This is a genomic window from Aequorivita sediminis, assembly GCF_032080575.2.
GTDB lineage: Bacteria > Bacteroidota > Bacteroidia > Flavobacteriales > Flavobacteriaceae > Aequorivita > Aequorivita sediminis.
Map to the genome: position 1 here is coordinate 360,659 of NZ_JAVLSO020000001.1, position 14,526 is coordinate 375,184.

Here is a 14,526-nt window from a genome sequence, read left to right on the forward strand (position 1 = left end):
TAAAATTAATTTATTGCGTAAGAAATTGTTGCGTAAACATTTCTCCCCATCCTCGGAATATTATTCCAATCGGTGTAAGAAGAATAGTTTGTGTCTAAAATGTTTTGAATTCCTGCTTTTACAAAAAGGTCGTTATCATTAATAAAGAAACGTTTTCCGAAGCTAGCTGATAGAGTTGCATAAGCTACAGTTTTCGTTTCCCCGTAAGCAGGATTGTAATTACCTTGCTCACCCGCTCCTTCTATTGAAAGCGATGCCGAATATTGATTTTTATAAAAATCTAGAGCTCCACCATAAGACAGCGGGCTTATTAATGGCAAGTTCTCGCCGTCGTCATCTACGCCTCTGTGATATGAAATATTCCCGGAAAATTTAAAAGCATTCGAGATACTATATCTTCCAGAAAGAGACGCATTAAAGAGTTGTGCAAAATCGAGATTTGAGTATATTTTAACCCCTGAAGCCCCAATAGTCATTGTACTCAACGAATTGTCAAGCTGTCCTATGATATAGTCGAACACGTGAAAATAATTAGTAGCAGCAGTAATTTCAAAAATCGGCTTTTTAAAAGTTATTGAAAGATTTACATCTGTGGATCTTTCAGTATTTAAATTTGGATCTCCAATATAATCGTGGTTATCAAAACTGTTAAACAAATAAAACCCATACCCTTCCGAAACTGAAGGAGCGCGTTCACCATAAGAAAGTCCTCCATTGAAATGGAAATCATCCAACCCCTTATGATATTGAAAAGAGAAACTTTTCAGGAAACGGGTATTAGTTCTCTCCATATTTGGATAAAAAATCTTTAAACTATTCAATCCAAAATCATCCTCCACGGTATTGGAATGGTAAGACAACCTAGTTGAAAGTTTTAATGATGATTCGCTAAAGTCTATATGGTCTTCAGCATAAAACCCAACATTTTTAGTACGAACATCCGGCCAGGTAAGCATAAACATTGGCTGTTCATTCGGGTTAACAGGATACATAGTCATTTCGGCATACGACTTATTGTAATAACCGTCTAACTTAAACATGAAATGATTTTTTTCTTTATTTAAGTTGGCCTGAGTATAAAATCCGGCAGTTTCACTCCAACCTGGCATATCCATATGTATTACAACATCAGGGCGGGTGGTGTCATCCATCACATGCTTTATGGTGTTATAATACACTTTAGATTCCCAATTATTAAACTTGCCAAATAAAGTATCTTGATTATAACCTATAGACCCAATAACCGCACGAGCTAAGGAAACATCCATAGTTAATGCTGGGTAACCAACATCTCTAGCTTCATCATATATTAAGGAAGCAGTTATTGATTTATCATCTGCCAATTTATAGCCCGAATTAATCGAAAAGTTATATTTCTCAAACTGCGAATATTTCACCTCTTGGCCCCCTCCAGCTTCATAATTATCGGCTTTACGGTATATTACATCGGTATTGAAATAGAATTTTTCATCGGAATAATTCAACTCTCCTCCAAAAACTCTCATTTTATTGTTGGTTTCATATCCTGTTTCTAGAGAACCTGTCCAGCCAGTAGGCTTAAAATCACTTTTGTCTAATTTTAAATTTATGCCACCTCCAATTGTGTTTCCAAATGCTGCACCTTGTTGTCCTGAGCCTATTTGCGCTTCAGACAAATTAGACACATCTACATACGATGTAATAGGGTCCATTTTATCGGTACACGCCCCAAAAATCTGCATACCATCTATTGTAATTGCAAGACGCTCAGAGGCCATATCGTTCATGGTTGGCTCCCAAGCATAAGCACCACGTTTTACCATTTTAATACTTCGAGAAGTTTCTAAAAACTCATCGAGTGTCGACAATGGTTTATGTTGCTTTTGGTGATCTAATTGTTTCCCTGCTGAAATAACAATTACCTCACTAAGATTTATTAGTTTCAGGCTGTCGGTAGGATATTCTTGCGCGTGCAATGGCGATACAACTCCGCATAGCATTACACCCACTAGACTACCTACAAGCATTCCCCTAGAAGGAAATACATCTATAGATAATTTCATTTTCTAATGTTTTGATAATTTATAATTGATTTATCGCTAAAAAATATTCCGTCAGAAATAAAAGCGATGGTCAGTAAAAATTATCCCAACTGCGGAGGGTGGTAAATACCTGAAATTAATAATAAGGAATTTAAATTGGGAAAATACCCAATTTCCTGAGTAGACGTATAATCAGTTTGAAATACAAACTCATATTCATATAGATTTTCAGAAATTATAACCTGAGGAATTTCAGTTTTAGAAGTTTTGCTATTTAGCGGATTTTTATCATCAACTCCCGCTTCTTTTGCAAGCTCTTTACTTAAATAACACTTTCCATCACATTCAAGCTCTGGCTTATCTATATTTTCACATAGCACGTTAACGATGTAATCATAATTTGCAATGTAATCCACAACAGGCCATAATGGCTTTGTAAACATTAACACAGAAATTAATATGAGGATTACATTTTTCACACCTCAAAGATAAGACATTTAAACTCTTTCAAAACATGACTTTTATCATTACATCTACACTATTTCAGATAAATTTATCATTTAAAACCACTAATCAATAGCCTTTAAATTAATTTTAAAAATTTGTCAACTTTTGAGTGTTGATAAATTTTTATATCGCTCTATTTCAGATACTTGAGTCTATTTTTATGACAACTTTATTTTTTAACCTCAAAATGAAGTAACTAATTTGTTATATTTACCTACTTTAAAACTCAATACCTACAACCTTCTAATTACCTAAATATATGTCAATTAAAACAGCCGTCCCTACCCGCAAAATTTATAGCCAAGATGAAGCCTTTGAAGCTTCTGTTGAATACTTTAAGGGTGATGATCTTGCAGCCCGCGTATGGGTTAATAAATACGCTCTTAAAGATTCTGATGGAAATATTTACGAAAAAACACCTAACGACATGCACCGTCGTATCGCAAGTGAAATTGCCAGAATTGAGCAACGTTATCCAAACCCTTTAACTGAAGAAGAGGTTTTTGAAGCTATAAAAGACTTTAAATACATTGTCCCTCAAGGAAGTCCGATGGCTGGAATTGGCAATCCATACCAAATTGCCTCACTTTCTAATTGTTTCGTGATTGGCAATGAAGGAGACTCAGATTCCTATGGTGGAATTATGAAAATAGATCAAGAGCAAGTACAGCTAATGAAGCGTCGTGGCGGGGTTGGTCACGACCTTTCACATATACGTCCTAAGGGTTCGCCTGTTAAAAACTCTGCCCTAACCTCAACGGGTATCGTTCCGTTTATGGAGCGCTATTCAAACTCTACTCGCGAGGTTGCGCAGGATGGACGTCGTGGAGCATTAATGCTTTCAGTTTCCATAAATCACCCAGATTCTGAGGAGTTTATAGACGCCAAAATGGAACAAGGCAAGGTAACTGGTGCCAACGTTTCTGTGCGAATTGACGATTCGTTTATGCAAGCTGTAAAAGATGGAAAAAACTACACACAGCAATACCCTATCTTCAGTAACAATCCAAAATATTCAAAAGAAATAGAGGCTGAAAAACTTTGGAAGAAAATAGTACACAACGCATGGAAATCTGCTGAACCTGGAATTCTTTTTTGGGATACTATTATTAACGAATCGGTACCAGACTGTTATGCAGACCTTGGCTATAAAACTGTTTCTACTAACCCTTGTGGTGAAATCCCACTTTGTCCTTACGACTCTTGTCGTTTATTAGCTATCAACTTATTTTCATATGTTGAAAATCCGTTTACTGATAAAGCTGAGTTTAACTTCGAGCTTTTCAAAAAACACATTGTTATCGCTCAAAAAATAATGGATGACATTATCGATTTAGAACTTGAAAAAGTTGATGCTATCCTTGCAAAAATTGATGCTGATCCTCAAACTGAGGAAGTAAAATCAGTTGAAAGAAATCTTTGGTTAAATATTAAAAGAAAAGCTGAGGAAGGTAGAAGAACTGGAATCGGAATTACTGCTGAAGGCGATATGCTTGCTGCTTTAGGTATCAAATATGGCAGTAAAGAAGGTAATAATTTTTCAGTTAAAATACATAAAACCCTTGCTTTAGAAGCGTATCGAGCTTCGGTTTATACAGCAAAGGACAGAGGTGCTTTCAAAATATTTGATAGCGAAAGAGAAAAAGAAAATCCTTTTATTCTTCGCTTAAAAGACGCTGATGAGAAACTTTATTACGATATGTTGGAATTCGGGCGAAGAAATATTGCTTTACTCACCATCGCGCCTACCGGTACAACTAGCTTAATGACCCAAACTAGCTCTGGAATCGAACCAGTTTTTATGCCTGTTTACAAAAGAAGAAGAAAAGTAAATCCGAACGATAAGAATGTACGTGTAGATTTTGTTGATGAAGTTGGTGATAGCTGGGAAGAGTACGTTGTTTTCCACCACCGATTTAAACAATGGATGGAAGTAAATGGGATTGCAACTGATAAAAATTATTCTCAAGAAGAGCTAAACAATATTGTTAAGAAATCTCCATACTACAAAGCAACATCAAACGATGTAGATTGGCTGAGTAAAGTAAAAATGCAAGGTTCAGTACAAAAATGGGTAGATCATTCTATTTCTGTCACCATTAACCTACCTAATGACGCCACTGAAGAATTAGTTGGAAAACTATATTTAGAAGCCTGGCAGGCAGGATGTAAAGGTGTTACCGTATATCGCGACGGCTCTCGCTCTGGAGTTTTAATTTCTAACGACGAAAAGAAAGAGGAAGAAGAACATGAAACTCTTACTGCTTTTCCTACAAAACGTCCTGAAGTTTTAGAAGCTGATGTGGTACGCTTCCAAAACAACAAAGACAAATGGATTGCTTTTATCGGTCTAATAGACGGCAAACCTTATGAAATTTTCACTGGTTTCGCAGATGATGAAGATGGAATCTTAATTCCGCGTTGGGTGAACAATGGTGTTATTATTAAAAACCGTAACGAAGATGGAAGCTCACGATACGACTTCCAATACAAAAACAAAAGAGGTTATAAAACCACTATTGAAGGGTTGTCTCATAAATTCAATCCTGAATACTGGAATTACGCAAAATTGATTTCTAGTACCCTTAGACACGGTATGCCAATTGAAAAAGCTGTGGAATTAATAAACAGTTTACAATTAGACACCGAAAGCATAAATACTTGGAAAAACGGCGTCGCCAGAGCCTTAAAACGTTACGTTGCTGATGGCACTGAAGCCAGAAAACAGAAGTGTGAAAACTGTAATAGCACCTCGCTTATATACCAAGAAGGCTGCTTGACTTGCAAAGACTGTGGATCTTCTAAATGTGGGTAGATAGATTTGAGACGTGAGAACGCTTCGCTTTGAGACTTAAGAATTTTTATTTTAAAATTCCCACGGATTTTAAAAATCTCTGGTGGTTTATCAAAATAAAAAAGACCTGTCAGGTCTTGGAAACCTGACAGGTCTTATATTTTTACAATAAAACTCGGGTTTACAATTCTAACAAATCGTTAGTCTTACGCACTCCTGAAGCACTTTCTTCTATATGTGCTTTTTCTGCATCGTTTAATTCAATTTCAACGATTTCTTCAATTCCATTACGTCCTAAAATAACTGGAGCACCAATACAAATATCTTCCAATCCGTATTGACCATCTAGCATAACTGAGCAAGGGAACATTTTCTTTTGGTCGCAAGCAATTGCTTGAACTAAAGCAGAAACCGCAGCTCCTGGAGCGTACCATGCTGAAGTACCTAATAATTTTGTAAGTGTAGCACCACCTACTTTAGTATCTTCTTTAACTTGATTTAATCTTTCTTCAGAGATAAATTTAGACACAGGAATACTGTTTCTTGTAGCCAATCTAGTTAATGGCACCATACCAGTATCGCTATGACCACCAATTACCATTCCATCCACATCACTAATAGGCGCTCCTAAAGCTTCAGCCAAACGGTATTTAAAACGAGCACTATCCAATGCACCTCCCATTCCGATAATTCTGTTTTTAGGTAATCCTGAAGTTTTATGAACTAAATAAGCCATTGTATCCATTGGATTACTAACTACTATAATAATAGTATCAGGAGAATGCTTTACAAGGTTAGAAGAAACTTCCTTTACAATTCCAGCATTAATACCAATTAATTCCTCACGAGTCATTCCTGGTTTACGTGGGATACCACTTGTAATTACGCAAATATCACTACCAGCAGTTTTAGAGTAATCGCTAGTTACACCAGTGATTTTAGTGTCAAATCCATTTAAAGAAGCTGTTTGCATAAGGTCCATTGCTTTCCCTTCAGCAAAACCCTCTTTAATATCTAATAAAACTACTTCACTTGCAAAATCTTTAATGGCAATGTACTCTGCACAACTTGCGCCAACAGCACCTGCTCCTACAACTGTTACTTTCATATCTTTTTAATTAATCATTATGTGGTTATTGTTAATAGTGGTCAAATCGTTAAAGAAAATTATATTTTGACACCTATTTCAAAGCTCATTCTGAACTTGTCACAAAAGTACTATTATCTGCTTAAATTTATGATAACAAACGGTTAAAAACTAAAAATCCCATTCCTAAAAAATTAGGAATGGGATTTCATTATACTTACAAATTTTTGTAAGCTGACAGATTATGCGTCAATATTCGCATAAATTGCATTTTTCTCGATAAATTCACGTCTTGGTGGAACCTCATCTCCCATTAGCATAGAGAAAACTCTATCTGCTTCTATTCCGTTATCAATAGTAACTTGACGAAGCGTTCTAAATTCAGGATTCATAGTAGTATCCCAAAGTTGCTCAGCGTTCATCTCTCCTAAACCTTTGTATCGTTGAATTGAAGCGCTACCACCAAACTTCTCATTTAGTTCGTCGCGTTCTTTATCACTCCAAGCGTAATCTTTCTTAGCTCCTTTCTTCACTAAGTAAAGTGGTGGTGTTGCAATATAAACACAACCAGCTTCAACAAGTTCTCTCATGTATCGGAAGAAGAATGTAAGGATTAATGTTGCAATGTGGCTACCATCCACATCCGCATCACACATTATTACTACTTTATGATAACGTAATTTTGAAAGGTTAAGGGCTTTACTATCATCTTCAGTTCCGATAGTTACACCTAGAGCCGTGTAAATATTTCTGATTTCTTCGTTTTCAAAAACCTTGTGATGCATCGCTTTTTCAACGTTCAGAATTTTACCTCGAAGTGGAAGAATAGCTTGGAAATCGCGATCACGACCTTGTTTAGCCGTACCACCTGCCGAATCTCCCTCCACAAGAAATACCTCACATTTTTCAGGATCTTGTTCAGCACAATCTGATAACTTCCCTGGTAACCCACCACCGCTCATTACAGTTTTACGCTGTACCATTTCACGAGCTTTTTTCGCTGCGTGGCGGGCTTGAGCTGCTAAGATTACTTTTTGAACAATTGTTTTTGCATCATTTGGATTTTCTTCCAAATAAATTTCAAGCATTTCAGAAACTGCCTGGCTTACTGCTGCAGTAACCTCACGGTTCCCCAATTTTGTTTTGGTCTGACCTTCAAATTGAGGTTCTTGCACTTTCACAGAAATAATTGCAGTTAATCCTTCACGGAAATCATCACCTGCAATTTCAAATTTAAGTTTGTCCAACATTCCTGAAGCATCTGCATACTTTTTTAATGTTCGCGTTAACCCTGAACGGAATCCCGAAAGATGCGTACCTCCTTCGTGTGTATTAATATTGTTTACGTAAGAATGTAAATTCTCACTGTAAGAAGTGTTATAAATCATAGCAACTTCAACAGGAATATCATTCTTTTCGCCTTCCATAGCAATCACCCCACCAATAATTGGCTCACGATTTCCATCTAAGAAGCGAATAAATTCTTCTAAACCTTCTTCACTGTAGAATTTTTCGGTTTCAAATTCACCTTTTTCATTTTTATGACGCTTATCTGTAACATAAATAGTTAACCCTCTATTTAAGAAAGCAAGCTCGCGCATTCTACTTGCAAGTGTATCATAGCTATATTCAAGTGTTTGTGTAAATATATCTCCGTCAGGTTTAAATGTAACTATTGTACCACGTTCCTCTGTTTCACCAACAACCTTAACAGGTTGCATTGCTTTTCCACGCTCATAAGACTGTTCGTAAATTTTACCATCGCGATACACAGTTGCAGTTAACTTTTCAGAAAGTGCGTTTACAACAGAAACCCCAACCCCGTGAAGTCCTCCGGATACTTTATAAGAATCTTTATCGAATTTACCTCCAGCTCCAATTTTGGTCATTACAACCTCTAGCGCTGAAACCCCTTCTTTTTTATGGACATCTACTGGAATTCCACGACCGTTATCCTCAACAGATATCGAATTATCTTCATTAATAACAACCTTTATGGTATCGCAATAGCCCCCCATTGCTTCATCAATGGAGTTATCAACCACCTCGTAAACCAAGTGGTGCAACCCTCGAACACCTACGTCCCCTATATACATCGATGGACGCATGCGCACGTGCTCCATTCCCTCTAACGCTTGAATCTGGTCGGCGCCGTAGCTACCTTTTTTCTGTTCTTCGCTCATATAATTATTTGAATGATTTTCAGTTTTTTTCGTAATGAACAAATATAACGAAATCCCCTATAAAATCAGGGGTTTACGCTAAATATATACGCTAAGTTATTAACAAATAACTGTGAAAAAACATTGTTATTTAAAACACAATATTAAGTTCTGAACTAACATCTAAAAAATAAACACTAATTATGTAATATGTTACGTTAAACATATTGAAAACCTGTATTTTAATCGTTGTTTTTATATATTATATGAAACAAACTTTTAATTCAATCGTCTAAACAGTAAGAATTCTGAAAATCAATACATGAAAAAATCATTCTTTATATTTTTAATAACACTAACTGCATTTGGTTTTCAAAAATTAAATGCCCAGAGTTTTCCTAATCGGGATGCTTCACCAATGGACTTAGCAATCGCTAGACCATCCAAAAATGCGCCTCCATTAGCAAGAGTTATATACAGTAGGCCAGAGAAAAACGGAAGGGATATTTTTGGAGGACTAGTGCCTTATAACGAAGTTTGGCGTACAGGAGCAAACGAGGCTACAGAACTCACAATATACGAACCACTAATGTTCGGAAAAACTTTACTTCAACCTGGCTCATACACTCTTTATACAATCCCTAATAACGATATTTGGACTATTATAATTAATAGCGAAACAAATGTTTGGGGTGCTTTTAACTACCAAAAAGAAAAAGATGTTGCACGACTTGAAGTTCCCTGTGTACAAGCAGTTGCGCCAATAGAGACACTGTCAATGATTTTTAAAACAGACAACAAAGGCACAGTTCTTCTTATAGGTTGGGATGATCATTATGTTGAGATTCCTTTTAAGAGGATTTAAACAAGATTTTATACATAAAAAAGCGCCAAATTTCAGAATTGATATTGAAATATGGCGCTTTACATTTATAAAATAAACCTTATGGAATATTTAAATATTTATGTGTTTGAAGTGAAACTTTCCACTGTGGATTCTGCATAACGTATTCCACAATTAATGGACTCATTTTTTCACGTTTACTCCATTCTGGTTGTAGGTAAAGAATACAATCTTTATTTACCTTGGCTGCTTGTTCTTCAGCAAATCTAAAATCATCTTTATTAAAGACGATTACTTTCAATTCGTTTGCTTTCTCATAAACTTCTTCAGTAGGCAGTTTCATTTTTTTGGGTGAAAGGCAAATCCAATCCCAAGTTCCTGTAAGCTTATATGCCCCAGAAGTTTCAATGTGAATTTGCATTCCTCTTTTCTTTAACATTTCGGTTAATGGCCCCATATCCCAAGTAAGTGGCTCTCCACCCGTTATTACAATGGTTTTTGAATATTTATCTGCATTTTCAACAATTGTTTCAATTGCTGTAGGCGGATGTAAATCTGCATTCCAACTTTCCTTAACATCACACCAATGGCAACCAACATCGCAACCGCCAACTCTTATAAAATAAGCAGCAGTTCCTTTGTGAAATCCTTCACCTTGAATAGTGTAGAATTCCTCCATTAAAGGAAGCATAACTCCCTTATTAACCAAATTTTGTATTTCCTTTTTCATCGCTGCAAAAATACCTTATTTGTTAGCAAAAACCCTAAAAACCAAAAATTAAAAACTTGAATTTACTAATATGAATTAAATTTAAAAGATTTTTAAAAATTTTGCACTTGGAATTAGTTGTGTTAAATGATTTGGCGCTTATATTTCTTACATTTGAACAAAATTTATGAAGATGGATAGAAAGCAAGCTTTTATAGATAGCATTAATTCTGGATACCAGACTAAAGGTGACTTTATAAACCTAGGTTCAGCGATGCTGGATGGAGCAACTATTAAAGATACTTTTATAAAAATCCCATTAAAAACACTTAACCGTCACGGGCTTATAGCTGGAGCGACAGGTACAGGAAAAACCAAAACGCTTCAAATTCTCGCAGAAAATCTTTCTGAAAAAGGAATTCCTGTTTTGTTAATGGATGTAAAGGGTGATTTAAGTGGGATTGCACAACCTGGAGAAAATAATGCCAAAATTGAAGAACGCCATAATGCCATTGGCTTTCCCTACGAAGCAAAACAATTTCCTGCTGAAATTCTTTCTCTCTCAGACCAAGAAGGAGTTCGTCTACGAGCAACCGTAAGCGAATTTGGTCCTGTTTTACTTTCGAGGATTTTAGATTTAACCGATACACAATCGGGGATTGTTTCAGTTATATTTAAGTATTGCGACGATCATAAAATGCCTCTTCTTGATTTAGAAGACTTCAAAAAAATATTACAATACACCACCGAAGAAGGTAAGGAGGAGTTTAGCCAAGAGTACGGAAGAATTTCAACTGCATCAACTGGAGCTATTCTTCGTAAAGTAATTGAACTTGAACAACAAGGAGCCGATTTGTTTTTTGGTGAAAAATCATTCGACCCACAAGACTTACTTCGTATTGATGAAAATGGAATGGGATATATTAACATTATCAGACTAACTGATATTCAAGATCGTCCAAAATTATTTTCAACATTTATGCTTAGCCTTCTAGCTGAAATATATGCCACTTTTCCAGAACAGGGAGATAGTGGAAGACCAGAGTTGGTAATTTTTATAGATGAAGCACATTTAATTTTTAAAGAAGCAAGTAGTGCCTTACTTAATCAAATAGAAAGTATTGTTAAGTTAATTAGATCAAAAGGTGTTGGACTTTACTTTGTTACTCAAAATCCTACCGATGTGCCAGACGCAGTTTTGGGTCAATTAGGATTAAAAATTCAACACGCACTTCGAGCATTTACCGCAAAAGATAGAAAAGCAATAAAGTTAACTGCTGAAAACTATCCACTTTCCGATTATTATAAAACCGATGAAGTTTTAACAGCTTTAGGAATCGGAGAAGCTTTAGTGAGTGCATTAAATGAAAAAGGAATCCCTACTCCACTTGCGCGTACAATGCTTCGTGCTCCAATGAGTAGAATGGATATTCTTTCTGAAAATGAATTAAAGAGTTTGTTGAAGAAATCAAAACTTATTCCTAAATACAACGAATTAATTAATAGGGAGAGTGCATATGAAATGTTGACTGAAAAGATAGAAATCGCCAACAGAGAGGAGGCAAAAGCAAAAGCAGAAAAAGAAAAGGAAGCTGCAAATAAATCTAGTAGCAGACGTTCATCTTCAAGAAGTAGTAGCACTACAAACCCTTGGATTAAAACAATTTCTAGTCCAACTGTGATAAGAAGTGTACTAGGAATTTTAAGCAAAATGATGAAATAAAATTCTTTTTAGAATTGAATAGTAAAAACAACTTATAAACCAGAATAACAAAAAAAATAAATGAAAAAGACATTAATTTTAGGTGCTGTAGCGGCATTAATATTTGTACAATGTAAAGAAGAGAAGGATCCGTATACCATTAATAAAGGAGCTATTGGGAGTTTGACGAGTGAAATTAAAATAAAGCAGATCGATTCCATTTTCGCAAATGATTCTATTGTAAAAATAAGTTCTTCTCCTAATGCTTTGGAAACTCAAGGAGAAGTAGAAATATATGAAAAGGGAGGAAAGAAATTAATGCTACTTTCACCTAAAAATGAATCTGACCCAAATTCACCAATAACTAATATTCAGGTTTTCGATTCACGTTTTAAAACAGCCAAAGGATTAAATTCTGCAAGTAAGTTTAAAGATGTAAAAGCAAACTATACGGTTGAAAATATCCAAACTACTATTAATTCGATAGTTGTATTCTTAAAAGACACCGACGTATATCTAACAATCGATAAAAAACATCTACCTGAAGAATTGAGATACGATCCAGAAGTTAAGGTGGAGGCAACACAAATACCAGATGATGCGCCTTTTAAATATTTTATGATTGGATGGGAAACAACCGCAGAATAATTTATAGCTGTAAAGGTTTTGTTAACAATCATTAAGTATTGTTTTGTTTCCTTTAATTTTAATCCTGTTAACTATTAAAAAACTGAATTATGATTAAAATTTTAGGCTTTATATTAACAATAGCTGGAGGTATTGCACTCGTTATGGGTGTTCTTGGAGCGTTTGGCAGTCTTGATGTTGGCATGAGCCCGTGGGCATTAATAATTTTAGGAGTTGTATTTTTTCTCGCTGGCATTGGTCTCTTAAAAAACCGAAAAGATACCGATCAAACATAAATATTAAAGTAATAATTTAAACCCTTTGCTTGTCAAAGGGTTCTATTTTTAAAGAATATTATGGCAAAATCAAGAATTAAAAATGAGGAACAATACGAAGCATTACGTGAAAAAGGATACAGCAAAGAAAAATCTGCGCGTATAGCAAATACACCCGATTCCGGAAAGAAAGGAGGTGAGGCAAAACCTTATGAAGAGTGGACCAAAGAAGAGCTATACACCCAGGCAAAGAATGTTGGTATTAATGGCCGTTCTAAAATGAATAAAGACGAGCTTATTCATGCACTCAGGAATAATTAATCAATAGATATTAATAAAGAAGAAGCTTTTAAGGCAAATCCTTTTTTAAAAACTATTTTAATGCCTGTCTGTTTAAAGTTGTACTAAATCTTATTTACCGCAATAGTTTTATATTAGATGACATTGTTTTTAAAAAATATATCACTTAAACGAAGAAAAACTTTGATACCTGCCCGCTGCCTCGAATTTATAGCCTAAGCCGTAAATAAAAAAATCAGCTTAGAATAATTCGACATATAATTTATTCTCATGATAATTTTGGATTTCAAACAACTGCAGGAAAGTTATTACTATAAATTCTGAGCTTTCAATGCTACAGGGTATAAATTAACCCAATACAAAATCATTAACTAACAATATTCTAAATGATTAAAGAAATACCACCGCAAATAATTAGACAGGTTTTTGTCATCTTACTCATTCTATTAATGGGTACGCTTATTTTTCGTGAACTCTTACCATATCTCACTGGCGTTTTGGGAGCCATTACAATTTATGTACTTATGCGTAAATGGATGACAAAGTTAGTCAAAAAGAAAAATTGGAATCCTTCTTTAGCGGCTACTTTCTTAATGATAATATCCTTTGTTGGAATTTTGATTCCCATAACAGGAATTATTTGGATGCTGACTAATAAAATAGGAAAAGCAGCCAAAAATTCAGCAGATGTAATCAACGCACTTAAAAACCAATTAAAAGATGTGGAAGAGAGGTTTGGTTACGATTTTGTTTCAAATATAGATACATCTGCAATAACCGGATGGCTTACTGAAAATCTACAAGGTTTCGCTGGGGGTACTTTCAATGCCTTTATAGCAATTGGATTAATGTATTTTATACTCTTTTATATGTTCACAAACCGAAGAGATTTAAAAGAATCCCTGAAGGAATATATACCTATGGATCGTGAAAATATAAAGGAAATTGGAAAAGAAATACAGGCAATGGTGCGTTCTAACGCTTTGGGAATTCCTCTAGTTGCTGTAGCCCAAGGAATAGTTGCCTTAATAGGTTTCCTAATCTTTGGAATTGAAGACCCATTTTTCTGGTTTGTTATAGTAACTATCGGAAGTATGATTCCTTTCGTTGGTACTTTAGTTGGTATTTTACCCGTGTTTGTACTTACTCTATCATCTGGAGACAACTTTCAAGCTTGGGGTATTTTAATTTATGGCTTTGTAGTAGTAGGTTCTACTGACAATATTATTAGACTTTATGTTCTTAAGCAACTAGATGATGTACATCCCTTGGTTACCTTAATAGGGGTTATAGTTGGAGTACCACTCTTTGGATTTATTGGGCTAATTTTTGGTCCTCTCTTAATTAGCTTATTTATGGTGATTGTTAAGATTTACAGAAAAGAGTACGGCAAATCGGTTAAAATTTATAATCACAAAGAGGAAGCTCAAGAACTGTAAATTAAAAACTTTGTATGACCCTTAATTTTATAACAAAATTTTAAAACTTTCAACCTCAG

Annotated in this window: 12 protein-coding genes; 7 read left to right on the forward strand and 5 right to left on the reverse strand. The window is 35.1% G+C overall.

What is annotated here, in order from left to right:
* Window positions 1-5 precede the first annotated feature (5 nt).
* Together RT250_RS01675 and RT250_RS01680 are read right to left on the reverse strand one after the other, a co-directional pair.
* Entirely contained in the window at window positions 6-2,042 is a 2,037-nt protein-coding gene (locus tag RT250_RS01675; RefSeq protein ID WP_313111558.1) for a TonB-dependent receptor, read from the reverse strand.
* Window positions 2,043-2,122: 80 nt separating this feature from the next.
* On the reverse strand, window positions 2,123-2,464 hold the full coding sequence (locus tag RT250_RS01680) for a hypothetical protein (RefSeq protein WP_313111560.1): 342 nt from the start codon (window positions 2,462-2,464) through the stop codon (window positions 2,123-2,125).
* A 323-nt stretch (window positions 2,465-2,787) separates the two neighbouring features.
* On the opposite strand from RT250_RS01680, the gene RT250_RS01685 reads away from it, so the two are divergent.
* Window positions 2,788-5,343 (forward strand): adenosylcobalamin-dependent ribonucleoside-diphosphate reductase, encoded by a 2,556-nt coding sequence (locus tag RT250_RS01685; RefSeq protein ID WP_313111561.1) that lies wholly within the window; start codon window positions 2,788-2,790, stop codon window positions 5,341-5,343.
* Between the two features lie 160 nt (window positions 5,344-5,503).
* On the opposite strand, the gene mdh is transcribed toward RT250_RS01685, so the two are convergent.
* Together mdh and gyrB are read right to left on the reverse strand one after the other, a co-directional pair.
* Window positions 5,504-6,430 carry a malate dehydrogenase gene (mdh, locus tag RT250_RS01690; RefSeq protein ID WP_313111562.1) on the reverse strand — a complete coding sequence of 309 codons (927 nt, stop codon included), beginning with the start codon at window positions 6,428-6,430 and terminating at the stop codon, window positions 5,504-5,506.
* Window positions 6,431-6,651: 221 nt separating this feature from the next.
* Window positions 6,652-8,592: a DNA topoisomerase (ATP-hydrolyzing) subunit B gene (gene gyrB, locus RT250_RS01695; RefSeq protein ID WP_313111564.1), complete on the reverse strand. Its 1,941-nt coding sequence runs from the start codon at window positions 8,590-8,592 to the stop codon at window positions 6,652-6,654.
* 301 nt (window positions 8,593-8,893) lie between these two features.
* Between gyrB and RT250_RS01700 the strand changes: the two genes are divergently transcribed.
* Window positions 8,894-9,436 (forward strand): DUF2911 domain-containing protein, encoded by a 543-nt coding sequence (locus tag RT250_RS01700; protein WP_313111566.1) that lies wholly within the window; start codon window positions 8,894-8,896, stop codon window positions 9,434-9,436.
* Window positions 9,437-9,515: 79 nt separating this feature from the next.
* Here RT250_RS01700 and RT250_RS01705 read toward each other — a convergent pair whose 3' ends face one another.
* Window positions 9,516-10,145, reverse strand: coding sequence for a 7-carboxy-7-deazaguanine synthase QueE (locus tag RT250_RS01705; RefSeq protein ID WP_313111567.1), 630 nt, complete (start codon window positions 10,143-10,145; stop codon window positions 9,516-9,518).
* 172 nt (window positions 10,146-10,317) lie between these two features.
* Here RT250_RS01705 and RT250_RS01710 point away from each other — a divergent pair, with 172 nt between their 5' ends.
* The 5 genes from RT250_RS01710 to RT250_RS01730 all read left to right on the forward strand — a co-directional run bounded on the left by RT250_RS01710 (window position 10,318) and on the right by RT250_RS01730 (window position 14,467).
* Complete coding sequence (locus tag RT250_RS01710) at window positions 10,318-11,847, forward strand: helicase HerA-like domain-containing protein (protein ID WP_313111569.1); 1,530 nt, start codon at window positions 10,318-10,320, stop codon at window positions 11,845-11,847.
* Between the two features lie 60 nt (window positions 11,848-11,907).
* Window positions 11,908-12,474: a hypothetical protein gene (locus RT250_RS01715; RefSeq protein WP_313111571.1), complete on the forward strand. Its 567-nt coding sequence runs from the start codon at window positions 11,908-11,910 to the stop codon at window positions 12,472-12,474.
* Window positions 12,475-12,563: 89 nt separating this feature from the next.
* Entirely contained in the window at window positions 12,564-12,749 is a 186-nt protein-coding gene (locus RT250_RS01720; RefSeq protein WP_313111573.1) for a hypothetical protein, read from the forward strand.
* 60 nt (window positions 12,750-12,809) lie between these two features.
* Window positions 12,810-13,049 (forward strand): DUF7218 family protein, encoded by a 240-nt coding sequence (locus tag RT250_RS01725; protein ID WP_313111575.1) that lies wholly within the window; start codon window positions 12,810-12,812, stop codon window positions 13,047-13,049.
* A gap of 365 nt (window positions 13,050-13,414) precedes the next feature.
* Window positions 13,415-14,467: an AI-2E family transporter gene (locus RT250_RS01730; RefSeq protein WP_313111576.1), complete on the forward strand. Its 1,053-nt coding sequence runs from the start codon at window positions 13,415-13,417 to the stop codon at window positions 14,465-14,467.
* Window positions 14,468-14,526: the final 59 nt, after the last annotated feature.

What these genes read in the sequence shown, in the direction of transcription:
- RT250_RS01730 (WP_313111576.1), top strand. Translation starts at nt 13,415, where the DNA reads ATGATTAAAGAAATACCACCGCAAATAATTAGACAGGTTTTTGTCATC.
- gyrB (WP_313111564.1), bottom strand. Translation starts at nt 8,592, where the DNA reads ATGAGCGAAGAACAGAAAAAAGGTAGCTACGGCGCCGACCAGATTCAA.
- RT250_RS01720 (WP_313111573.1), top strand. Translation starts at nt 12,564, where the DNA reads ATGATTAAAATTTTAGGCTTTATATTAACAATAGCTGGAGGTATTGCA.
- RT250_RS01705 (WP_313111567.1), bottom strand. Translation starts at nt 10,145, where the DNA reads ATGAAAAAGGAAATACAAAATTTGGTTAATAAGGGAGTTATGCTTCCT.
- RT250_RS01675 (WP_313111558.1), bottom strand. Translation starts at nt 2,042, where the DNA reads ATGAAATTATCTATAGATGTATTTCCTTCTAGGGGAATGCTTGTAGGT.
- RT250_RS01680 (WP_313111560.1), bottom strand. Translation starts at nt 2,464, where the DNA reads ATGTTTACAAAGCCATTATGGCCTGTTGTGGATTACATTGCAAATTAT.
- RT250_RS01710 (WP_313111569.1), top strand. Translation starts at nt 10,318, where the DNA reads ATGGATAGAAAGCAAGCTTTTATAGATAGCATTAATTCTGGATACCAG.
- mdh (WP_313111562.1), bottom strand. Translation starts at nt 6,430, where the DNA reads ATGAAAGTAACAGTTGTAGGAGCAGGTGCTGTTGGCGCAAGTTGTGCA.
- RT250_RS01700 (WP_313111566.1), top strand. Translation starts at nt 8,894, where the DNA reads ATGAAAAAATCATTCTTTATATTTTTAATAACACTAACTGCATTTGGT.
- RT250_RS01725 (WP_313111575.1), top strand. Translation starts at nt 12,810, where the DNA reads ATGGCAAAATCAAGAATTAAAAATGAGGAACAATACGAAGCATTACGT.
- RT250_RS01685 (WP_313111561.1), top strand. Translation starts at nt 2,788, where the DNA reads ATGTCAATTAAAACAGCCGTCCCTACCCGCAAAATTTATAGCCAAGAT.
- RT250_RS01715 (WP_313111571.1), top strand. Translation starts at nt 11,908, where the DNA reads ATGAAAAAGACATTAATTTTAGGTGCTGTAGCGGCATTAATATTTGTA.